Raw genomic sequence first — 21,174 nt, forward strand, 5'->3', positions numbered from 1 at the left:
TTGCGGGGGGGACCAGGGATGAGCACACCCAGCGGGGGCGGCGCGAAGGTGCCGCTCCCCCGGGCCGGCACGGTGGGCATCAAGCACGTCGCCCAGCACGCGGGAGTCTCGCCCGGCACCGTGTCCAACGTGCTCAACCGGCCCGAACGGGTCGCCCCCGCCACCCGGGCCCGCGTCGAGCGGGCCATCCGGGAGCTGGGCTTCGTGCGCAACGGCTCGGCCTCCACGCTGCGCGCCGGGCAGAGCAGCTCGATCGGGCTGATGATCCTGGACCTGGGCAACCCGTTCTTCACCGACGTGGCCCGCGGGGTCGAGGACGTGGCCAGCGAACGCGGCTACGCGGTCATCCTGGCCAGCTCCGGCGGCTCGCATGACAAGGAGCGCCGCAACCTGACCGTGCTGGCCGAGCAGCGGGTGCGCGGGGTGCTGATCACCCCGGTCGACCAGGAGGGCGACCAGGCCGAGCTGCTGCGCCGGCGGGGGGTGGCCGTGGTCCTGCTGGACCACCCCACGCCCCGGGCCAACCAGTGCTCGGTGGCGGTCGACGACGTGGCCGGCGGGGAACTGGCGGTCGGCCACCTGCTGGAGCAGGGCGCCCGCGACGTCGCCATGGTGACCGGGCCGTCCGTGCTGCGCCAGTGCGCCGACCGGCGCAAGGGGGCGCTGCGGGCGCTGCGGGCGGCCGGGCTGGGCCGCGACGCGCTGCGCGAGGTCGCGGTGCCCGCCATGAACGCCCGCGCCGGGCAGGAGGCCGCCCAGCGGCTGCTGGAGGGCGACCTGCCGGACGCCATCTTCTGCGCCAACGACCTGCTCGCCCTGGGGGTGCTGCGGGTGCTGCTGCAGGCCGGGGTGAAGGTGCCCGGCGACGTGGCGCTGATCGGCTACGACGACATCGAGTTCACCGCCGCCGCCGCGGTGCCGCTCAGCTCGGTGCGCCAGCCCACCTACCAGCTCGGCCGCATCGCCACCGACCTGCTGCTCGACGAGTGCGACAACCCCTCGGGCCACGCGCACCAGCAGGTCATGTTCCAGCCTGAGCTGGTGGTGCGCGAGTCCAGCCGGCAGCTCATCGCACAGCCGGAGGGATGAACCGTATGCGGATCGCCCTGTTCGTCACCTGCCTGAACGACACGATGTTCCCCGACACCGGCAAGGCGGTCGTACGGCTGCTGCGCCGGCTCGGCCACGAGGTGGAGTTCCCCGCCGCGCAGACCTGCTGCGGCCAGATGCACTTCAACACCGGCTACCGCAAGCAGGTCACCCCCATGGTGCGGAGCTTCGCTGAAACGTTCGCACCCTACGACGCGGTGGTGACGCCGTCGGCCTCGTGCGCCGCGATGGTGCGCGACTGGCACCCCCGTATCGACTCCGGGGCCGCCCCGGTGGCGTCCAACGTGTACGAGCTGGCGGAGTTCCTGGTGGACGTGCTCGGTGTCACCGACGTGGGCGCCTACTACCCGCACCGGGTGACCTACCACCCCACCTGCCACTCGCTGCGCATGTTGAAGATCGGCGATCGCCCCCTCCAACTGCTGCGCGCGGTGCGCGGGCTGGAGCTGGTCGAGCTGCCGGACGCCACCGAGTGCTGCGGCTTCGGCGGTACGTTCGCGTTGAAGAACTCCGAGGTCTCGGCGGCCATGGGCGCCGACAAGGTCGCCTGCGTCCGCGCCACCGGCGCCGAGGCGCTGTGCGCGGCCGACAACTCCTGCCTGATGCACATCGGCGGGATCCTCACCCGCACCGGCCCGGACGTACGGACCGTGCACCTGGCCGAGATCCTCGCCTCCACCGAGGAGGATCCTCATGAGTGAGCACGCCACGAGGGACCGGGGGCGTGCGAGCATGCCCACCTACCTGGGGATGCCGCCGTTCCCCGAGGCCGCCGGGAAGGCCGTCGCCGACACCCGGCTGCGCGGCAACCTCGCCCACGCCACCGGCACCATCCGCGACCGGCGCCTCTCGGCGGTCGCCGAGCTGGACGACTGGGACGCGCTGCGCGAGGCCGGCAAGCAGATCAAGGACCACACCCTCGAACACCTCGACCACTACCTGCTGCTGCTGGAGGAGAAGATCACCGCGGCGGGCGGCACCGTGCACTGGGCGCGCGACGCCGCCGAGGCCAACCGCATCGTCGCCGACCTGGTGCGCGCCACCGGCCACACCGAGGTGGTCAAGGTCAAGTCGATGGCCACCCAGGAGATCGGGCTCAACGAGGCCCTCGCCGAGGAGGGCATCACCGCCTACGAGACCGACCTGGCCGAGCTGATCGTCCAGCTCGGTGACGACCGGCCCTCGCACATTCTGGTCCCGGCCATCCACCGCAACCGGGCCGAGATCCGCGACATCTTCCGCAGCCGGATGCCGGACGCGCCCGCCGACCTGAGCGACTCCCCCGCCGAGCTGGCCGAGGCCGCCCGGCGGCACCTGCGCGCCAAGTTCCTGTCGGCCAAGGTCGCCGTCTCCGGAGTCAACTTCGCCGTCGCCGAGACCGGCACGCTGGTGGTGCTGGAGTCGGAGGGCAACGGCCGGATGTGCCTGACGCTGCCGGAGACGCTGATCTCGGTGATGGGCATCGAGAAGGTGCTGCCGACCTGGCAGGACCTGGAGGTCTTCCTGCAACTGCTGCCCCGCTCCTCCACCGCCGAGCGGATGAACCCCTACACCAGCACCTGGACCGGCGTCACGCCCGGCGACGGGCCGCGCGACTTCCACCTGGTGTTGCTGGACAACGGCCGCACCGACACCCTCGCCGACCAGGTCGGCCGCCAGGCGCTGCGCTGCATCCGCTGCTCGGCCTGCCTGAACGTGTGCCCGGTCTACGCGCGGGCCGGCGGGCACGCCTACGGCTCGCCGTACCCGGGGCCGATCGGGGCCATCCTGTCGCCGCAGATCCGCGGGATCGGCTCGCCGGTGGACGCCTCGCTGCCGTACGCCTCGTCGCTGTGCGGGGCGTGCTTCGAGGCATGCCCGGTGGCCATCGACATCCCCGAGGTGCTGGTCCACCTGCGGGCCGAGGCGGTCGAGGAAGGGCCGAAGCACCCGTTGGTCGGCACCGCCATGGCGGCGGCCGGGTGGACGCTGCGCTCCCCCCGCCGGCTGGCCCTGGCCCAGCGCCTGGCGTCTGCGAGCCGCCGCCTCGTCGGGCGCCGCGGCCAGATCCGCCGCCTGCCCGGCCCGCTGCGCGCCTGGACCGACTCCCGGGACGCGCCCGCGCCTCCCCCCGAGTCGTTCCGCGCCTGGTGGAAACGCACGAACGGAGGACGCTCATGAGCAGCGCGCGGGAGGAGATCCTCGGGCGGGTCGGGCGGATCCTCGGACCCGGCCGGACGCCCGCCGCCACGGCGTACACCGCGATCGAGCGCCCCTACCTGCGCCGCCACCACGAGGACGGCGTCCTGGACCTGTTCGCCGAGCGCACCGCCGACTACCGCGCCACCGTCCACCGCGTCGACCCGGCGGACCTGCCGGGGGCGGTCGCGCGGGCGCTGACCGGATCCCGGTACGCGGTGCCCGGCGGTCTGCCCGCCGAGTGGCTCGCCGAGGTGGACCCCGCCCGGCTGGCCCACGACCCCGGCATCGGGGAACTGGACGGCCTAGACGGCGTGGTCACCGGCTGCGCGGTGGCCATCGCCGAGACCGGCACGATCGTCCTCGACCACGGGCCGGGGCAGGGCCGGCGCGCCCTGACCCTCGTCCCCGACTACCACCTGATCGTGGTCACCGCCGACCAGGTCGCCCCCGACGTCCCCGAGGCACTGGAACGGCTGGACCCGGCGCGTCCCCTGACGTTCATCTCCGGGCCGTCGGCCACCAGCGACATCGAACTGAACCGGGTAGAGGGCGTGCACGGCCCCCGCACCCTGGAAGTGATCCTGACCGTGAGGAGCCCATGAACGCCTTCGCCGCCGTCGACCTCGGAGCCTCCAGCGGCCGGGTGATGAGCGCCCGGGTAGGCGAGGGCGTCCTGGAGCTGACCGAGGTGCGGCGCTTCACCAACCGGCCGGTCCGCGCCGCCGGCACGCTGTACTGGGACATCCTCGGCCTGTACGGCAACGTCCTGGACGGGCTGAAGGCGGCCGGTCCGCACCTGACCTCGGTCGGCATCGACTCGTGGGCGGTGGACTACGGGCTGTTGGACCGTTCCGGCGTGCTGCTCGGCAACCCGGTGCACTACCGTGACGCCCGCACCGACGGGGTCATGGAACGAGTCCGCGCCGAACTCGGCGACGACCACCTCTACGACGTGGCGGGCCTGCAGTTCCTGCCGTTCAACACGATCTACCAGCTGCTGGCGGCCCGCGCCGACGTGGACGGGGCGCAGACCCTGCTGCTGATCCCCGACCTGCTGGCGTACTGGCTGACCGGGCGGATCGGCGCCGAGCTCACCAACGCCTCCACCACCGGTCTGCTGGACGTGCGCACGCGCACCTGGTCGGCGGCGCTGCTGGACCGCCTCGGGCTGCCCGAGCGGCTCTTTCCCGAGCTGCGCGAGCCCGGCGAGGTGATCGGCCCGCTGCGGCCGGACGTGGCGGCCGAGACCGGGCTGCCCGGCGACCTGCCGGTCACCGCCGTGGCCTCGCACGACACCGCGTCCGCGGTGGCGGCGGTGCCCGCCCGCGACGAGCGCTTCGCCTACGTCTCCTGCGGCACCTGGTCGCTGGTCGGCGTCGAACTGCCCGGCCCGGTGCTGAGCGAGGCCGGGCGTAAGGCCAACTTCACCAACGAGGTCGGCGTGGACGGCACGATCCGCTATCTGCGCAACGTCATGGGGCTGTGGCTGCTGCAGGAGTCGATGCGCGCCTGGGGCGACCCGGACCTGCCCGCCCTGCTGGAGGCGGCCGCCGAGGTGCCCCCCTTCCAGGCCGTGGTGAACCCGGACGCCCCAGAATTCCTGCCGCCCGGTGACATGCCCGCCCGCATCGCCGACCACTGCCGCGCCACGGGGCAGCGCCCGCCCGCCACCCAGGCCGAGACCGTCCGCTGCATCATGGACAGCCTCGCCCTGGGACACCGGGCCGCCGTCCGCCAGGCGATGGAGTTGTCGGGCCGGCAGGTGGACGTGGTGCATCTGGTCGGCGGCGGGTCCCGCAACGCGCTGCTGTGCCAGTTGACCGCCGACGCCTGCGGCCTGCCCGTCGTCGCCGGTCCGGTGGAGGCCACCACCCTCGGCAACGTCCTGGTGCAGGCCCGTGCGTTCGGCGTGGTCAAGGATCTGGCCGAGATGCGGGAACTGGTCGCCGCCACCCAGCCGCTGCGCCGCTACGAGCCGGCCGGCGACGAGCACGCGTGGGCGGCCGCGGCCTCCCGGGTGGGGCTAGCCTGACCCAGGCGGGACCTGTCGGCGGCCCGCCTGGTTCCGGGTCGAGGGACGGTGAGCGTCGTGCGGAACGAGCAGTCCTCACCGCGGCCGGGAAAGACCTCGGGTCGAAGGTCCGCCGGCCGCCGGGCGCGGCGAGGTGACGGACCCACGGGAGGCCCGGGTCACCGCCGGCGTCGTGTGATCGCCTGGACGCTCCTCGGCGGGGTCGGCGCGTACGGACTGACGTGGCTCGCCGTGAGCGGGACCATCCTCGGGATGTCCGCCATGGCCCGTACCGGTGGTGAGGCGACGTCGCTGCCCGGCGTTCCCAACTTCGCCCGCGTCGACGACCGGGTGCTGCGCGGCGCCGCCCCGTCCGCCGAGGGATACCGCAGGCTGGCCGCGCTGGGGGTGCGCACGGTGGTGGACCTGCGCGCCGAGCGGCTGCCCGCATCCCGGTCGACCGCACCGGGGCACGCCGGGCTGACGGTGGTCCGACTGCCGGTCCGCGACGGCCAGCCGCCGTCGGTCGAGCAGGTCGGCCGGTTCATGGCGGTGGTACAACGGGCGCCGGGACTGGTCTTCGTGCACTGCGGCGCCGGGGTCGGGCGCACCGGCTCCATGGCCGCCGCCTATCTCGTCGGGACAGGGCAGGCCGACGCTGCCACCGCGACCCGGCGCAGCCTCGCCGTGGGCCCGCCCTCGCTGGAGCAGGTGGTGTTCATGCGGCGCCTGCACGGCACCCGGGCCGGGCGGCCGCCCCGCCTGGTCGTCGCCCTCAGCAGGTTCGCCGACTCCCCCCGCCGATCCTGGGCCCGGCTGAACCATCGCTGACGCCGCGCGGCCGGGCCACGGCCACAACGTGGCATGTGACACAGGTGGCCCGGATCGCGCGATCTACCGTTGACGGCGGGCGACCGGTCCGCCGGTGTGAACGTCGGTAATGTGTCGATCGCGATCCTTACCGGTTGCGGACAGACGCATAATCATGGCGTACCGACCGCCTGTCGCATTGGGGTGTGGGCAGTGGAAGGTCGTACGGACCGCCGGGACGGGAACCGACGCCCCGGTCCCGCCGGGCCGGCGCCGTTGGTGGGACGGCGCGACGTTCTGCATGCCCTGGAACAGGCGCTGGACGCGACGGCGGCAGGGGCGTTCCGGTTCGTGGCGCTGGAGGGCGAGCCGGGGGCGGGCAAGACCCGGCTGTTGATGGAGTTGTCGGGGGCGGCTCAGGCCCACAAGCTGCCTGCGGTGGCCGGGCGCGCGGCCGAGTTCGAGCAGGACATGCCGTTCGGCGTGGTGATCGACGCCCTGGACGACCATCTGGAGGAGCAGCGCCCGGACCTGGGCGCGGGGGCGGCGCGACTGCTGGCCACGGTGTTCCCGTCGATGTCCCCGTCGATGTCCCCGTCAATGTCCCCGTCAATGTCCCCGTCGATGTCGGCCGCCGGGGAGGCGGGCGACCCCGACGACCCGGCCGACCTGACCGGGCTGGCCCGGTACCGGCTGTACCGGACGGTGCGGCGGCTGCTGGAGGAGCTGGCCGGGCCGTCCGGGCTGGTGCTGATCCTCGACGACGTGCACTGGGCCGACGACGCCTCCGTCGAGCTGCTGGACCATCTGGTCCGCCATCCGCCCCGCGCCCGGGTGCTGGTGGCGGTGGCCTACCGGCCCGCGCAGGCCGCGCCCCGGCTGGCCACGCTGGTGGAGACGGCCGGCGGGCACGGGGTGCGGATCGGGGTACGGCCGCTGACCAGGGCGGAGGTGGCCGAGTTCCTCGGCCCGCAGATCAGCGGCCCCCGGCAAGAGGCGCTGTACGCGGCCAGCGGCGGCAACCCCTTCTACCTGGAGGCGCTGGCCCGGATGGACGGCGGGCCGACCGCCGCCACGGGGCGCCCTGGCGAAGAGGGGCAGGTCGTCGGCTCCGGTGAGCTGCCGCCGGCGGTGCAGGCGGCGTTGCAGGCCGAGCTGACCGGGCTGCCGGGTCCGGCGCTGCTGGTGGCGCGGGCGGCGGCGGTGGCGGCCGACGAGTTCGAGCCGTCACTGGTGGCGGCCGCCGCCGAGGTGCCCGAGAGCACCGCGCTGAAGGCCCTCGACGAGCTGACCGCCCGTGACGTGGTACGTCCGGTCTCCGGCGGCCGGTTCCGCTTCCGGCACCCGCTGGTGCGGCATGCCACCTACGGGTCGGCGGCGGCCGGGTGGCGGGTGGGGGTGCACGCCCGGGTCGCCTCCCATCTGGCCCGGCTGGGCGTGCCCGCGACGGTGCGCGCCCGCCATGTGGAGCGGTCGGGCCGGTTCGGCGACCCCGAGGCGATCGGCACTTTGGTGGAGGCCGCCCACACGGTCGCCCCGCACGCGCCGGGAACGGCCGCCCAGTGGCTTGAGGCCGCCCTGAAGCTGACGCCCGACGGTGCTCCCGACCGGCTGGCCGTGCTCACGGAGCTGGCCAAGATGCAGGCCGTCAGCGGGCAGCTCGCCGAGGGCCGCCGGGCCGCCCGCGAGGTGCTGCGGCTGCTACCGGCCGACGCCCATCCGCTGCGCGCCCGCGCCGCCCGCTTCTGCGCCATGATGGAACGCCTGCTGGGCAATCCGCAGGAGGCCCGCGGGCTGCTGCTGGCCGAGCTGCGCGTGATGCCCGATCCGCGGTCGGCCCCGGCGGTGATGCTGCGGCTGCGGCTGGTGGCCGAGAGCCTGATGCGGGTCGACTTCCGCGCCGCCCAGGCGGTGCTGGACCTGGTGCCCGACACCGCCGACGACTGGGAGCCCAGCCTGACGGTGGCGGTGGCCGCGCTGCGCCCGATGCCCGCCTACGCCGACGGCCGCGTCGAGGACGCCCTGCGCCACGTCGACGGCGCCGACCGGCTCATCGCCGCCGCCCCTGACGGGCACCTGGCCGAGTGGCTGGACGCCATCACCTGGCTGTGCTGGACCCAGCTGTTCTTGGGCCAGTACGCCGTCGCCCGCGACCGCTTCGAGCGGGTACTGAAGGTCGCCCGCGCCACCGGCCAGAGCTACATCGTCCCCACCGCACTGGCCGGGCAGGCCAACGCCTACGCCATGCTGGGGCTGCTGACCGAGGCCGCCACCGCCGCCGACGAGGCCGTCGCCGTCGCCCGGATGCTGCGCTCGGACCAGCTGATGGTGTTCGCCCTGACCCAGCAGTGCCTGGTCGGCGCCTGGACCGGCGCCGGCGAGGAGGCGGTGGCCTGGGGCCGGGACGCGGTGCGCACCAGCGGCGGCAGCGGCGAGTGGTGGGGCCGGCTGGCCGGCTACGCGCACGCCATGGCCGTGATCGACTCCGGGGACACCGAGCGCGGGGCTGCCCTGCTGCGCGAGGCGTGCGCCGAGAGCGAGAGCGCCGCCGACCTCGACCAGAACACCCTGCTACGGGCCTGCGAGACGCTGGCCGGCATCGAGGCCGCCCGCGGCGACGCCGCCGAGGCCGCCCGCTGGGCCGACCGGGCGGCCGAGATCGCCCATCCGCTGCTGGAGACCAACCTGGCGCTGGCCGACCTGGCCCGCGCGCACGTGCTGCGCCCGGCCGATCCGGCCGCCGCCGCCGAGCACGCCCGCCGGGCCGCCGCGGCCCTGGAGACGGCCGGGCACCGCCTGGACGCCGGGCGCGCCCTGCTGCGCGCCGGCACCGCCGCCGTCGACGCGGGCGCGGGCGCCCGCGCGCAGGCCAGGGCCGACCTGCGCGCCGCCGCCGAGATCTTCGAGGCCGCCGGCGCCCGCCCGCTGCACGCCCAGGCGCTGCGCGAACAACGGCGGGCCGGGATCCGCGTCCCCTCCGGCGGCGGGCGCGGGACCGGGGCCGGCGGGCTGTCCCGCCGCGAACTGCAGGTGGCCCGCCTCGTGGTGGACGGCTGCACCAACCAGCAGATCGCCGAGCGGCTCTACCTGAGCATCCGCACCGTGGAGACCCACCTGTCCCACATCTTCGCCAAGCTCGGCGTCAACTCCCGCGTCGCCATGGTCAACGCCCTGAGCAGGCTGGACGTCTTCGATACGGAGTCTTGAACCCCGGCGCGTACGGGGACCGCACTACGTATTCGTGGGGGTTCCCGTACGTAAGTCAGGGTTTGCCACGATGTCGCGCACACGTGCGCGACGAGATAGTCGATCACGGTTGCCCGGCATCACACCCCGCCGGGCGCACCCCTGGAGGACGACCCATGAGCAGCCGCATCCCGCGGTTCACGCACGAGGGCGTGAAGGACGCGGAGATCTCCGTACACCCCTTCGCGACCGAGGACGGCCTGGGTCTGAGCCTGACCAGGTTCCGCCGCGCCGACTGCGACGACGTCGTACTGGTCGTCCACGGGCTGACGCTCGCCAGCGACATGTTCATCATGCCCGAGCACCGCAACCTGGTGACGCACCTGCTCGACGAGGGCTTCACCGACGTGTGGGCGGTCGACTTCCGGATGAGCAACCGGTTCCCCTACGACATGGAGACCCACCGGTTCACCCTCGACGACTGCGCCCTGTACGACCACCCGGCCGCGCTCGCCGAGTTGCGCCGGCACGTCGGCGACCGGCGAGTGCACGTGATCGCGCACTGCCTGGGCTCGGTGTCGTTCATGATGAGCCTGTACGGGGGCGCCGTGGACGGCATCGCCAGCGTGGTGTGCAACAGCGTGGCGCTGACCCCCCGGGTGCCGCTGTGGTCGAGGTACAAGCTGGGCTACGGGCCGGCGCTGGCCGAGTACGTCCTGGGATTCTCCTTCCTGGACCCCCGGTTCGGGGAGGCGCCGGTGCTGACCCGCGGCTGGATGCTGTCGCGGCTGCTGTCGGCGTTCCACCGCGAATGCGACGTGCGGGCCTGCCATCTGCTCAGCTTCATGTGGGGCAGCGGCCGGCCCGCGCTGTACGAGCACCGCAATCTGGACGATGCCACCCACCGGCGCATCGCCGACCTCTGCGGGGGCGTCGGCGTGCACTACTACCGGCACGTCCACAAGATGGTGGAGGCCGGCAGGGCGGTGAAGTACGACGGCCGTGACCGCCGCTTCACCGCCCTGCCGGACGACTACCTGGCGGCCGCCGCCGACGTCGGCACCCCGGTGCTGCTGCTGACCGGCGACCGCAACAAGGTCTTCGCCGACTCCAACATCGTCTGCCACAAGCGGCTGGAGGAGGCCGCGCCGGGCCTGCACGAGCTGGACATGCTGCCCGGCTACGGCCATATGGACCCGTTCCTCGGCAAGAACGCCCACGCCGACGTCTTCCCCAAGATGGTCGACTTCATCAAGCGGAAGGCGGCCTGACATGCAGACCGGGGTGGGTTCCGGGGCGAGCGAGCACGTCGACGTGGTCGTCGTCGGCTCCGGCTTCGGGGGCTCGGTGGCCGCCTACCGGCTGGCCGAGGCGGGCCGGTCGGTGGTGGTGCTGGAGCGGGGCCAGGCGTTCCCGCCCGGCAGCTTCCCCCGCTCCCCCGCCGAGATGGGCCGGGCGTTCTGGGATCCGCGCGAGGGCCTGTACGGCATGTACGACGTGTGGAGCTTCGACGGCTGCGACTCGGTGGTCTCCAGCGGGCTGGGGGGCGGCTCGCTGATCTACGCCAACGTGCTGCTGCGCAAGGACGAACGCTGGTTCGTCCACGAGCACCGCGCACCGGACGGCGGGTACGAGCCCTGGCCGGTATCGCGGGCCGAGTTGGACCCGCACTACGACGCGGTCGAGCGGATGATGGGGGCCTCACCGTATCCGCTCGACCGCCCGGCCTACGCCGACACCCCCAAGACCCACGCCATGCAGGACGCGGCGGCCGAGCTGGGCCTGGACTGGTTCCTGCCGCCGCTGGCGATCAGCTTCGCCCCGTATCACGGTGCCGAGCCGGGCCCGCGCCTGCCGATCGCCGAGCCGGAGTACGGCAACCTGCACGGAGTGCCGCGCCGTACCTGCCGGCTGTGCGGCGAGTGCGACATCGGCTGCAACGACGGGGCCAAGAACAGCCTCGACTTCACCTACCTGTCGGCGGCCCGCCACCACGGCGCGGACCTGCGCACCTCCCACGAGGTCATGCGGATCCGGCCACGGGCGGGCGGCGGCTACGAGGTCGACTACGTCCATCACGACACCACCGCCAAGGCCGCCGAGGCCGCCGCCGAGGCGGCCGGCACGCCGGTCCGCACCATCGGCTGCGACCGGCTGGTGCTGGCGGCCGGCACCTATGGCACCTCCTACCTGCTGCTGCGGTCCCGTCGGGAGCTTCCGGGGCTGGGCCCGGCGCTGGGCACCCGGTTCTGCGGCAACGGAGACCTGCTGACGTTCCTGCTGCGGGCCAAGGACCGCAACCGGGTCCAGCCGCTGAACGCCGCCCGCGGCCCGGTGATCACCAGCGCGATCCGGCTGCCCGACGAGGTGGACGGCGACCCCCTGGCCGGCAGCGGCCACCGCGGCGGCTATATCCAGGACGGCGGCTACCCCGGCTTCGTGGACTGGCTGGTCGAGGGCGCCGACCTCGGCGACCAGATCGGCCGCGCCGCCCGGTTCCTGTGGGAGCGGTTCGTCGACTTCTTCTCCGACGCGCCCGACACCAACCTGTCGGCCGAGCTGAGCGAGCTGATCGGCGGCGGGGCCCTGTCGGTCAGCTCGCTGCCGCTGCTCGGGATGGGCCGCGACACACCCGACGGGACGCTGCGGCTGCGGAAGGGCCGGCTGGAGGCGGTGTGGACCACCGAGACCAGCGAGGCGCACTTCGAACGGCTGCGCAAGACCATGCAGCGGATCGCCGACGTGCTCGGCGCCGACTACTCCGACAACCCCATCTGGTTCCGCAAGCGGGTCGTCACCGTGCATCCGCTGGGCGGGGCCCCGATGGGGCGGCATCCGGCCGAGGGGGTGTGCGACCCGTACGGCGAGGTCTTCGGCCATCCGGGGCTCTACATCGCCGACGGCTCCGCGCTGCCCGGGCCGGTGGGCGCCAACCCGGCACTGACCATCGCGGCCCTGGCCGACCGGATGTGCATGCGGCTGCTCGATACAGGGGCCGGGCCGGCCGCCACGGGCGGGGCGGGGGCCCCGGCCGCGGCCGGCCCGCAGCTCGAGCGGCCGCGACCGGACGCCACCTCGCTGGCGTTCACCGAGGAGATGAAGGGCTTCTGGACGCCGGGGGCCGGCGACCCGCGGACCGGGGCGCGCGGCGACGCCCGGGAGCCCCTCTCCTTCCGGTTGACCATCACCGCCGACGACGTGGACCGATTCCTGGACGACCCGGAGCACACCGCCGGGGCCGAGGGCTGGGTCGAGGCGCCCGGCCTGGGCGGCCGCCGTCCGGTGCTGCGCGGCTGGTTCAACCTGTTCGCCCCGGCCGGCGACCAGGACCGGCGGGAGATGCGCTACCGGCTGCACCTCACCGACGGCGAGGGCCGCCCGCTCACCCTGGTCGGCTGGAAGAACGTCCTGCACGGCCCGCCCACCCGGATCTGGCCGGACACCTCTACCCTCTACACCCGGCTGCTGGAGGGCCATTCCGAGCCCGGCGGCGACGCGGCGGCCCGTGTCCTGGGCTCGGGCGTGCTGCACATCCGGCCGGCCGACTTCGCCGAGCAGCTCACCACCTTCCGCACCAGTGGCCCCGCGGGACTGACAGCGCTGGCCCGCTTCGGCCGGTTCTTCGCCGGGGAGCTGTGGGAGGTGTACGGGCCGGGCGGGTGAGCCGGCCCCCTCGATCGTGGGACGCGAAGGAACTGCGGGGTGCCTTCGCGTCCCACCCTTTTTCCAGGTAAGACTGGCCGAATGACCGCAACATCCCGAAACGAGTGCGCCGCCCTGGACGCCGCCGACCCGCTGTCGGGCCTGCGCACCGAGTTCGTGCTGCCCGAGGGTGTGATCTACCTGGACGGCAACTCGCTGGGCGCGCTCCCCCGCCGCACCCTTGACCGTGTCCACCGGCTCATCGAGCACGAGTGGGGGCAGCGGCTGATCCGCAGTTGGAACGAGGCCGGCTGGTGGGACCTCCCCACCGTGCTCGGCGACCGGCTGGCGCCGCTGCTGGGCGCCTCCCCCGGCGAGGTGGTGGTCTGCGACTCCACCTCGGTCAACATCTTCAAGACCCTCGCCGCCGCGCTGCGGATGCGCCCGGGACGGCGGGCGGTCGTCGCCGAGTCCGGCAGTTTCCCCACCGACCTGTACATCACCGAGGGCCTGGCGGGGACGCTGGACGGGGTGGAGCGCCGTCTCGTCGCCGACGCCCGTGAACTTCCCGGCGTGCTGGACGACGAGGTCGCCGTGGTGCTGCTCAACCATGTCGACTACCGCACCGGACGCCTGCAGGACATGGCGGCGGTGACCGACCTCGTCCACCGGCACGGCGCGCTGGTGATCTGGGACCTGTGCCATTCGGCCGGGGCCCTCCCCGTCGAGCTGAACGCCTGCGGCGTCGACTTCGCCGTGGGGTGCGGCTACAAGTACCTGAACGCCGGGCCGGGCTCCCCCGCGTTCGTCTTCTGCGCGGCGCGGCACATCGGTTCCGTACGGCAGCCGCTGTCGGGCTGGTGGGGGCACGCCGAGCCGTTCGCGTTCGAGCCCGGGTACGCACCCGACCCCGGCATTCGCCGTTTCCTCACCGGGTCGCAGCCGGTGGTGGGCGGTGCCGCGCTGGCGGCCTCGCTGGAGGTGTGGGAGCGCGTCGACATGGCCGCGCTGCGCACCAAGAGCCTGGCGCTGACCGACCTGTTCATGCGGCGGGCCGAGGAACTGGGCCTGGAGACCCTCACGCCCCGTGAGCCCGAGCGGCGCGGCAGCCAGGTCGCCCTGCGCGTCCGTGACGGCGATCCGGGCGACGGCTACGCGATCGTGCAGGCCCTCATCGACCGGGGCGTCATCGGCGACTTCCGCGCCCCCGACGTCATGCGGTTCGGGTTCACGCCGCTCTACCTGCGCTACGTGGACGTGTGGGATGCCACCGAGGCGCTGGCGGACATCCTGCGGACGGGCGCATGGCGGGACGGCAAGTACGCGGTGCGCAACGCCGTCACATGATCTCCTCCCCCTCTGAGGGCGGGGTTCGCGCGCTGTCATCGGGGTTTGACGGTCTCGTGCGCACCGGCCGCGTCGCTTCCGAGGCCGGTGCGCCGGCGGCTCCGGCCGCGAACCCGGCCGTCATGTCTCCCCGACCGGCACGCCTCGGTCAGGAGCCGATGACCGCGGCTCGGTGCCGAGCCAGGGCCAGGGCCGGGTAGCAGTCCTCGGGCGGCGGGGTCCCGGTGTCGAGGGCGGCCCGCAGCCGCCCGGCCGCCGCCCCCTGCGCGACCGGCTGGACGGTGCACAGCTCGGCCTGCACCGCCTTGCGAGCATCGGCCATCATGGCGGCCACGTCCCCGACCACGACGATCTCGGTGGGCGAGTCCTGCATGAGCCGTACGGCCAGCGCGTGGTGCGGGCCGGTGTGCTCGGGCCCGTACCGGAACTCCAGCACCAGGCGGTCACCGTCCAGCGGGCCCTCCTGGATCAGCCAGGCGGGCCCGGGGGTGACCTGGCCGAGCGCGTCCGCCCAGGGCGGCGCGGGCAGGTCGCGCAGGGCCGCGGCGGCCTTGCCCGCCGCCCGCCGCGCCCACTGCGGGCCGATCGCGGCGATGCCCAGCAGGAACGCCCGTGTCCCCGGGGCGGCGGCCCGATGCAGTTCGGCGATCAGGTCGCCCATCGCGAGCCGGTGCCCCGCCGCGTGTGGGGCGGCCGACTCCAACGCGCCGAGCTGGGTGGAGGTCCACAGTTCGGCCCGCAGTGGGTCGGGCAGTGCCGGCAGCCCGCCGGCCGCCCGCACGTAGGCCCGGTAGACCTCGCGCAGCGCGGGAAGTGCGAGGTCGCGTCCGGAGTGGGGTTCGGTGCGCACCGGCACAGGCTAGTCGACGGCCGGGCGGGGCGGTCCGTACCCGCCCGACGCCTTTACGTTGTAGATCACTAGCCTCGGACGGGTACCGTCAGCAGCGTCCGGCCGTCGTCGGTGCGGACCTCAAAGCGCTCGATCTGGGCGGGCTGCACAGCCACCCCGCCCTGCACGGTCAGCGGTGCCGGGGAGCCGGGCACGCCGTAGCCCTTGTCGGGCACCGACCAGCCGGTGACCACCCGGGCCCGGCCGCCGGGGCTGACCGCCACCAACCGGCACTCCAGCGGCCCGCGCACCTTGCTCAGGCGCAGCGCCACCCGCGCCCCCCACTGCTTGGACTCCCAGGCGACCACCCCGGACACCCCCGTGCCGGGGTCGGTGGCCGTCCGGCGCTCCCCGTCGGCCAGCAGCGCCTGCGCGCCGTCGGCCGGAGGCGCCGCGACCACGGGTGCCGGGCCGGGACGCTCGTCCCCGCCGTCCGCCAGGGCCATGCCCGTGCCGGCCCCGCCCGCCAGCAGGACGACCCCCGCGGCCGCGCTGAGCAGCACCCGGGAGCGGCGTTGCCGCCGGGCCAGGCCGGCCCGGCGCTGGACCAGATCGGTGACGATCGCCGCGTCCGTCGCGGGCGTCTCCGGAAGGCTCTCCAACAGCGGCATGCCGTCCAGCGCCGCCGCGACGTCGCGCAGCGCCGCCAGTTCCTCGTGGCAGCGCGCGCACGTCGCCAGGTGCGCCTCGAACGCGCGCCGGTCCGGCTCTTCGAGCAGGTCCAGCGCGTAGGCGCCGACGTCGATGTGCCGGGTGTTCACAGGGTCGCCCCTCTTTCCTCCAGGGCGACGCGCAGCGCCCGCAGCGCGTAGTACACCCGGGACTTGACCGTGCCCACGGGAATGCCCAGCGCCTTGGCCGCCTCGTTGACCGAGCGGTCGCGAAAGAACGTCTCGTTCAGAATCTCGCGGTGCGCGGGCGACAGCGACCGCAGCGCCTCGGAAACGACTACCGAACGCAGCAGATCCTCCAACCCGTCGGGGGCGTGCAGGTTCTCCAGCGGTCCCTCGCCCGCCTCCTGGGGACGGGCGTTCTTGCGGCGCTGGTCGTCGATGACGATGCGGCGGGCCACGGTGGCCAGCCAGGGCAGCAGCGAGGTGGCGTTGGCGTCGAGCTGGTGGGCGCTGCGCCAGGCCCGGATCATGGTCTCCTGTACCACGTCCTCGGCCCAGTGCCGGTCGCCGCCGGTCAGCCGCAGCACGAACGACAGCAGCGGCCGCCCGTACACGCGGTACAGCTCGGTCACGATCACCTGGTCGTCCACCGTCGCCGACGGGCTGGGGCCGCGGAACCAGCTCCACCGACTGCCGGAGGCACGCTCGCGCGCCGAGGGCGGGACGGTGGACGAGGGGGCGGCGGGGGTTCTGTGCGCCATCAGGGCATCTCCGGGGCGGGGCGGGACGGTTGTCGGTGCCGTCAAGGCGAGACCAGGCTCAATCGTCAGAGCCGCCACGCTCGAAGCCTTCGGCATACCGGTCGGAGTCGTCGCCGCCGCCGTTGTTCCCGCCGCCATTGTTACCACCTCTGCCGTCGGATGTCTGCACTTTCCTTCCATCGGGCCTTCCGTCGGAGGGGCCGGCCTGCCGGCCGCCCTCCCCGCTTCGCCGGGTGGGCGCCGGTCGCGCGGTCGCGGGCGCGGCGGTACGACGGCCGGCCGCCGAGACCGCCGCCTGCGCCGATTCCGCGATCGCGGCCCGTTGTCGGGTCACCATGCGCCTCCTTCCGCGGTGCCGCCATGTCGGCGGGAAGTCGGCAGGAAGTACGCGGGCGGTCCGCGGCGGGGTTCAGCGGCCCGACGCGAGCGTTCGACGCCCGTCCCAGGGCGCGCGGCGGGCCTTAGTCGCCCGAAGTGACCTAACTAGTTGGATAGGTTCACCTGACCATGGGACCAGGAGGACGGTTCCTGCGTCCAATGAGCACCATGACTCTCAAGGGAAAGGACGGTGGATGGCACCTCCGGGGGGGATCCGTCGGCACACTCTCTCCACACCTGGAGCGGATGCGGGCAGCGTCCCGGGTTCGCCGACGAGAACCGAAGGGGGCCGAGCAGTGAACGATCTTGCCGAGAACCTTGCCGAGAACCTGTCCCAGGAGCCGGCGGGACGGGACGACCAGCTGGTGTACCGGCTGCTGGTGGCCGTCGACATCCAGGGCTACAGCAAGCGGGACACCCGCGAGCAGCTGCACGCCCAGCGGGACCTGTCGCAGGCGCTGGACCGGGCGGCGGCCGGCGCCGGGCTGGACCGCGCCCGCTGGGACAAGCAGGTCGGCGGCGACGGCGAACTGGCCATGCTGCCCGAGGACGCCGACCTGGCTCCAGTGGTCGGGGACTTCCCCCTGCTGCTGGCGGCCGGGCTGCGCGCGCTGAACCGGGAGCGGTCCGGGCGGCCCCGGCTGCGGATCCGGCTGGCGGTGCACCACGGCACGCTGACCGCAGGCCCGTTCGGGCCCGCCGGCGACGCGCCGATCGTGGTGCAGCGGCTGCTGGACGCCGTGCCGCTGCGCCGGCTGCTGGCCGACGAGCCGGAGCGCGACCTGGCCTACATGGTGTCGGACTCGCTGTACGCCGACGTGGTCCGCACGGGGTTCACCCGGATGGCGCCGGGCGACTTCCAGGCCGTCAAGGTCACCGCCAAGGGCGCGGCCTACCGCGGCCACATCCACATCGGCGACCCGATCGTCTTCGCCGACCTCGGGGAGCTGCACGACCGGCTGCCGGCCATGCCGCCACTGGTCCCCTCACAGCGGTCGCGGCGGTGATGATCACGATTCCCGGCCCCGGCCGGGAAGCGGACGGAGGGCGCGCGGGTTGGCGCATGATGAAGCGTCGACCCGCGAACCCTCTGGAGGACGATCATGGCCGATGACGCCGCGCTGCAGAAGCTGCTGCAAGAACGCAACCTGGGAGTGCTCGCGACGATCAAGCGGGACGGCAGGCCCCAGCTGTCCAATGTCACCTTCCACTACGACCCGGACCGCTCGCTGATCCGCGTCTCGATCACCGCGGACCGGGCCAAGGCGCGCAACCTCGCCCGCGACCCCCGGGCGAGCCTGCATGTCACCACCCCGGACGGCTGGGCCTGGGCGGTGGCCCAGGGCACCGCCGACCTCTCCCCGGTCGCGGCCGACCGGCACGACGCCGTGGTGGAGGAGCTCATCGACCTCTACCGCGCCGTCCAGGGCGAGCACCCCGACTGGGACGACTACCGCCGCGCCATGGTCGAAGACCAGCGCCGCATGGTCCGCCTCCACGTCGAACACCTCTACGGCCAGCCGCCCGCCTGACCCTCGGTACGGCCACGCCGCACCGGCGGCGGCTCGGCGGGGTCAGCGGCGGGGGTTGGCGCGGCGGGTGGGCTGGGCGGTGGCCGGATCCTCGGGCCAGGGATGGCGCGGGTAGCGGCCGCGCAGTTCGGCCCGTACCGCCCGGTAGCCCTCGCGCCAGAACGACGCCAGGTCGGCGGTGACGGCGGCGGGCCGTCCGGCCGGGGACAGCAGGTGCACCACCAGCGGTACCCGGCCGCCGGCCAGCCGGGGCGCGGCGTCCCACCCGAACAGTTCCTGCAGTTTCACCGCCAGGACGGGCCGCTCTCCGCCGTAGTCGACACGGACCCTAGAGCCCGACGGCACGGTGACGCGCTCGGGCGCCATCTCCTCCAGCCGGGCGGCGCACTCCCAGGGCAGCAGCCCGCGCAGGGCGGCGACCATGTCGAGGCGGGCCAGGTCGGCGCGGCGCCACAGGCCGTGCAGCCGTCCGATGACGTGCTCCAGCAGGGCCGCGTCGTCCACGTCCGGCCAGGGGTCGCCGAGGGCGCGGCGGCAGAAGGCCAGCCGCTCGCGCAACGCGACGGCCTCCGGGGTCCAGGTCAGCAGCGACAGCCCCTCCCGCCGCAGGCCGTCCCGCAGCGCGGCCGCGACCGCTCCGGGGTCGGGATCGGGCAGCGGGGCGGCCGACAGCTCGATCGCGCCGAGCCGTTCGGTACGGCGGGCGGCCACGTCCCCGTCCCGCCAGGCGACCTCCTCGGTCGCGGCCAGCAGCGGCGCGGCGGCCAGCCGGGCGAGGTCCTCGTCGATGACCGCCGCCTGCCGGATCCGGGCGGAGGCCGCCCCGGCGGGACGGTCGGCGACGGCGATCGCCAGCCACCGCGGCCGGGCGGTCGCCAGCCGTGAGCCCTCGGCGAGTTCGGCCCCGGTGCCGGAGGCCATCAGGAAGCCGCGCCCTCCCCTGACCTTGGCCACCCGCTCGGGAAAGGCCAGTGCGACCACCGTCCCGATGGCGGCCTCGTCCACCGCACCGCCGCCGAAGCCGTCCGCCCGGCCGGTGCGGGTGTTCTTGCCCGGGTCACCCCCGGAGGCCGGGCGGCCGTCCAGGGTGCGGCGCAGGCGGCGCACCTCCCGGCGCCAGCGGTCGGCGTGCCCGGCGTCGCGGCGCCCGGCGCGCACCGCGTGCAGCACGTCGGCGAGGTCGTCGCCGGCTCCGCCGGGCGGCGGCTCCGACAGCAGCGCCACCACCTCGGCGGCGGCCCGTGCCCCCACTAGCGCGGCCCCGTCGAGGAGGGCCCGCGCCAGCCGAGGGTGGACGCCGGCGCGCGCCATCCGGCGGCCGCGGTCGGTGACCCGGCCGCCGGAGTCCACCGCGCCGATCGCACGCAGGGTGGCCTGGGCGGCGCGCAGCGCAGCCTCCGGCGGCGGGTCCAGGAGGGCCAGCCCCTTGGCGTCCGGGTCGCCCCAGCAGGCGATCTGCAGGGCGAACGCGGTGAGGTCGGCCAGCGCGATCTCCGGCCGGGGCCGCTCGGCCAGCCGTTCGTGCTCGGCGGCGGTCCAGCACCGGTACACGGTGCCCGGCCCCTGCCGGCCCGCCCGGCCCGCCCGCTGCTCGGCCGCCGCCCGCGAGACCCGCACGGTGGTCAGCGCGCCCAGTCCTCGGGCGTGGTCGGTGCGGGGCTCGCGGGCCAGGCCGGAGTCGACCACGATCCGTACGCCCGGCACGGTCAGGCTCGACTCGGCCACGGCGGTCGCCAGCACCACCCGCCGCCGCGCCGCGGGCGAGAGCACCGCGTCCTGCACGTCCGTACCCGCGCGGCCGTGCACCTCCAGCAGGTCGGCGACGGGCCCGAGGTCGCGCAGCAGGGCGGAGACCCTCGCGATCTCGCCGACGCCGGGCAGGAAGCACAGGACGTCGCCGTCGCGCTCGGCCAGCGCGCGGCGGACGGTGGCGGCCACGTGCTCCAGCAGTTCGGGGGCCACGCGCATGCCGTGCGGGGGCGGCAGCGGGCGCGGTGGCGGCGACCAGAGGACCTCCACCGGGTGCGTCCGGGCGTCGGTCTCCACCACCGGGCCCCGCAGCAGTCCCGCCCACGGGCCGGTGTCGGCGGTGGCCGAGGCCGCGACCAGACGCAGGTCGGGCCGCAGCGCCGCGCGCACGTCCAGCAGGAACGCCATCGCGGTGTCGGCGTCGAGATGGCGTTCGTGGCACTCGTCCAGCAGCACCGCGTCGATCCCGGCCAGCTCGGGATCGTCCTGCAGGCGCCGCAGCAGCACGCCGGTGGTCACCACCTCGACCAGCCGTCCCGGCCGGTGCTCGCCCCGCACCGCGAAGCCCACCCGTTCCCCGACCCGCTCCCCCAACAGCCAGGCCATCCGGCGGGCCGCGGCCCGCACTGCGGGCCGGCGCGGCTCGACGACCAGCACCCGGCGCTCCCCGGGCGGGCCGCCCGGGACGTCCGGCAGCGCCCCGGCCAGGGCGAGCGGCACCAGCGTGGTCTTGCCGGTGCCGGGCGGCGCCGCCAGCACCGCCGCCCCGGATCCGTCCAGCGCCGCGTGCAGGCCGGGGATCACGGCACGGACGGGCAGCGGCTCGTGGCGGGTCGGGTGGTCGCGCATCCCCCCAGTGTGCTGGACCGGGCGGCGTGACCGGCCCCACAGAAAATGTGCAGTGACAGTTGCACCGACCATTTCAATTACACTTTCATAAGCCCTGAGAGAACATTCTCGGCCA

At 74.5% G+C, this 21,174-nt stretch carries 17 protein-coding genes; 12 read left to right on the forward strand and 5 right to left on the reverse strand.

What is annotated here, in order from left to right:
• Positions 1-18: 18 nt before the first annotated feature.
• The 10 genes from C4U03_RS25890 to kynU all read left to right on the forward strand — a co-directional run bounded on the left by C4U03_RS25890 (position 19) and on the right by kynU (position 14,287).
• Complete coding sequence (locus C4U03_RS25890; RefSeq protein WP_103940996.1) at positions 19-1,089, forward strand: LacI family DNA-binding transcriptional regulator; 1,071 nt, start codon at positions 19-21, stop codon at positions 1,087-1,089.
• Positions 1,090-1,094: 5 nt separating this feature from the next.
• The gene (locus C4U03_RS25895; RefSeq protein ID WP_103940998.1) at positions 1,095-1,811 is read left to right on the forward strand and encodes a (Fe-S)-binding protein; all 717 of its coding nucleotides are present in this window, start codon (positions 1,095-1,097) and stop codon (positions 1,809-1,811) included.
• Complete coding sequence (locus C4U03_RS25900; protein WP_235018127.1) at positions 1,804-3,270, forward strand: LutB/LldF family L-lactate oxidation iron-sulfur protein; 1,467 nt, start codon at positions 1,804-1,806, stop codon at positions 3,268-3,270. The genes C4U03_RS25895 and C4U03_RS25900 overlap by 8 nt, the downstream gene beginning before the upstream one ends.
• The gene (locus tag C4U03_RS25905; protein ID WP_103941002.1) at positions 3,267-3,893 is read left to right on the forward strand and encodes a LutC/YkgG family protein; all 627 of its coding nucleotides are present in this window, start codon (positions 3,267-3,269) and stop codon (positions 3,891-3,893) included. The genes C4U03_RS25900 and C4U03_RS25905 overlap by 4 nt, the downstream gene beginning before the upstream one ends.
• Positions 3,890-5,323: a rhamnulokinase gene (locus C4U03_RS25910; RefSeq protein ID WP_103941004.1), complete on the forward strand. Its 1,434-nt coding sequence runs from the start codon at positions 3,890-3,892 to the stop codon at positions 5,321-5,323. Before C4U03_RS25905 ends, C4U03_RS25910 begins: the two co-directional genes overlap by 4 nt.
• 231 nt (positions 5,324-5,554) lie before the next feature.
• A complete protein-coding gene (locus tag C4U03_RS25915; RefSeq protein WP_235018129.1) occupies positions 5,555-6,133 on the forward strand; it encodes a fused DSP-PTPase phosphatase/NAD kinase-like protein in 579 nt (192 codons plus the stop codon).
• A 258-nt stretch (positions 6,134-6,391) separates the two neighbouring features.
• Positions 6,392-9,319, forward strand: a complete 2,928-nt coding sequence (locus tag C4U03_RS42580) for a helix-turn-helix transcriptional regulator (RefSeq protein ID WP_103941239.1) — start codon at positions 6,392-6,394, stop codon at positions 9,317-9,319.
• Between the two features lie 155 nt (positions 9,320-9,474).
• Positions 9,475-10,569 (forward strand): alpha/beta hydrolase, encoded by a 1,095-nt coding sequence (locus C4U03_RS25925; protein WP_103941006.1) that lies wholly within the window; start codon positions 9,475-9,477, stop codon positions 10,567-10,569.
• 1 nt (position 10,570) lies between these two features.
• A complete protein-coding gene (locus C4U03_RS25930; RefSeq protein WP_103941008.1) occupies positions 10,571-12,961 on the forward strand; it encodes an FAD-dependent oxidoreductase in 2,391 nt (796 codons plus the stop codon).
• Between the two features lie 81 nt (positions 12,962-13,042).
• Complete coding sequence (gene kynU, locus C4U03_RS25935) at positions 13,043-14,287, forward strand: kynureninase (RefSeq protein WP_103941010.1); 1,245 nt, start codon at positions 13,043-13,045, stop codon at positions 14,285-14,287.
• A 148-nt stretch (positions 14,288-14,435) separates the two neighbouring features.
• Here kynU and C4U03_RS25940 read toward each other — a convergent pair whose 3' ends face one another.
• The 4 genes from C4U03_RS25940 to C4U03_RS25955 form a co-directional block, all read right to left on the reverse strand.
• Entirely contained in the window at positions 14,436-15,137 is a 702-nt protein-coding gene (locus tag C4U03_RS25940) for a hypothetical protein (protein ID WP_235018131.1), read from the reverse strand.
• Positions 15,138-15,205: 68 nt separating this feature from the next.
• A complete protein-coding gene (locus C4U03_RS25945; RefSeq protein ID WP_103941014.1) occupies positions 15,206-15,937 on the reverse strand; it encodes a zf-HC2 domain-containing protein in 732 nt (243 codons plus the stop codon).
• Positions 15,934-16,551 carry a sigma-70 family RNA polymerase sigma factor gene (locus C4U03_RS25950; RefSeq protein WP_103941016.1) on the reverse strand — a complete coding sequence of 206 codons (618 nt, stop codon included), beginning with the start codon at positions 16,549-16,551 and terminating at the stop codon, positions 15,934-15,936. Before C4U03_RS25950 ends, C4U03_RS25945 begins: the two co-directional genes overlap by 4 nt.
• Before the next feature lie 58 nt (positions 16,552-16,609).
• Entirely contained in the window at positions 16,610-16,888 is a 279-nt protein-coding gene (locus C4U03_RS25955) for a hypothetical protein (protein WP_146087530.1), read from the reverse strand.
• A 337-nt stretch (positions 16,889-17,225) separates the two neighbouring features.
• On the opposite strand from C4U03_RS25955, the gene C4U03_RS25960 reads away from it, so the two are divergent.
• Both C4U03_RS25960 and C4U03_RS25965 read left to right on the forward strand, forming a co-directional pair.
• On the forward strand, positions 17,226-17,936 hold the full coding sequence (locus C4U03_RS25960; RefSeq protein WP_103941020.1) for a hypothetical protein: 711 nt from the start codon (positions 17,226-17,228) through the stop codon (positions 17,934-17,936).
• Between the two features lie 96 nt (positions 17,937-18,032).
• Positions 18,033-18,461 (forward strand): PPOX class F420-dependent oxidoreductase, encoded by a 429-nt coding sequence (locus tag C4U03_RS25965; protein WP_103941022.1) that lies wholly within the window; start codon positions 18,033-18,035, stop codon positions 18,459-18,461.
• A 42-nt stretch (positions 18,462-18,503) separates the two neighbouring features.
• Here the strand turns inward: C4U03_RS25965 and hrpB are convergent, their stop codons facing one another.
• The gene (gene hrpB, locus C4U03_RS25970) at positions 18,504-21,059 is read right to left on the reverse strand and encodes an ATP-dependent helicase HrpB (protein ID WP_103941024.1); all 2,556 of its coding nucleotides are present in this window, start codon (positions 21,057-21,059) and stop codon (positions 18,504-18,506) included.
• Positions 21,060-21,174: the final 115 nt, after the last annotated feature.

Origin of the sequence: Thermomonospora echinospora, assembly GCF_900108175.1 — a bacterium.
Lineage (GTDB): Bacteria > Actinomycetota > Actinomycetes > Streptosporangiales > Streptosporangiaceae > Thermomonospora > Thermomonospora echinospora.

Excerpts from the sequence above, each read along its gene's own strand:
- hrpB (WP_103941024.1), bottom strand. The coding sequence starts at position 21,059 with ATGCGCGACCACCCGACCCGCCACGAGCCGCTGCCCGTCCGTGCCGTG.
- C4U03_RS25895 (WP_103940998.1), top strand. The coding sequence starts at position 1,095 with ATGCGGATCGCCCTGTTCGTCACCTGCCTGAACGACACGATGTTCCCC.
- C4U03_RS25905 (WP_103941002.1), top strand. The coding sequence starts at position 3,267 with ATGAGCAGCGCGCGGGAGGAGATCCTCGGGCGGGTCGGGCGGATCCTC.
- C4U03_RS25910 (WP_103941004.1), top strand. The coding sequence starts at position 3,890 with ATGAACGCCTTCGCCGCCGTCGACCTCGGAGCCTCCAGCGGCCGGGTG.
- C4U03_RS25965 (WP_103941022.1), top strand. The coding sequence starts at position 18,033 with ATGGCCGATGACGCCGCGCTGCAGAAGCTGCTGCAAGAACGCAACCTG.
- C4U03_RS25955 (WP_146087530.1), bottom strand. The coding sequence starts at position 16,888 with ATGGTGACCCGACAACGGGCCGCGATCGCGGAATCGGCGCAGGCGGCG.
- C4U03_RS25950 (WP_103941016.1), bottom strand. The coding sequence starts at position 16,551 with ATGGCGCACAGAACCCCCGCCGCCCCCTCGTCCACCGTCCCGCCCTCG.
- C4U03_RS25890 (WP_103940996.1), top strand. The coding sequence starts at position 19 with ATGAGCACACCCAGCGGGGGCGGCGCGAAGGTGCCGCTCCCCCGGGCC.
- C4U03_RS25900 (WP_235018127.1), top strand. The coding sequence starts at position 1,804 with ATGAGTGAGCACGCCACGAGGGACCGGGGGCGTGCGAGCATGCCCACC.
- C4U03_RS25930 (WP_103941008.1), top strand. The coding sequence starts at position 10,571 with ATGCAGACCGGGGTGGGTTCCGGGGCGAGCGAGCACGTCGACGTGGTC.
- kynU (WP_103941010.1), top strand. The coding sequence starts at position 13,043 with ATGACCGCAACATCCCGAAACGAGTGCGCCGCCCTGGACGCCGCCGAC.
- C4U03_RS25925 (WP_103941006.1), top strand. The coding sequence starts at position 9,475 with ATGAGCAGCCGCATCCCGCGGTTCACGCACGAGGGCGTGAAGGACGCG.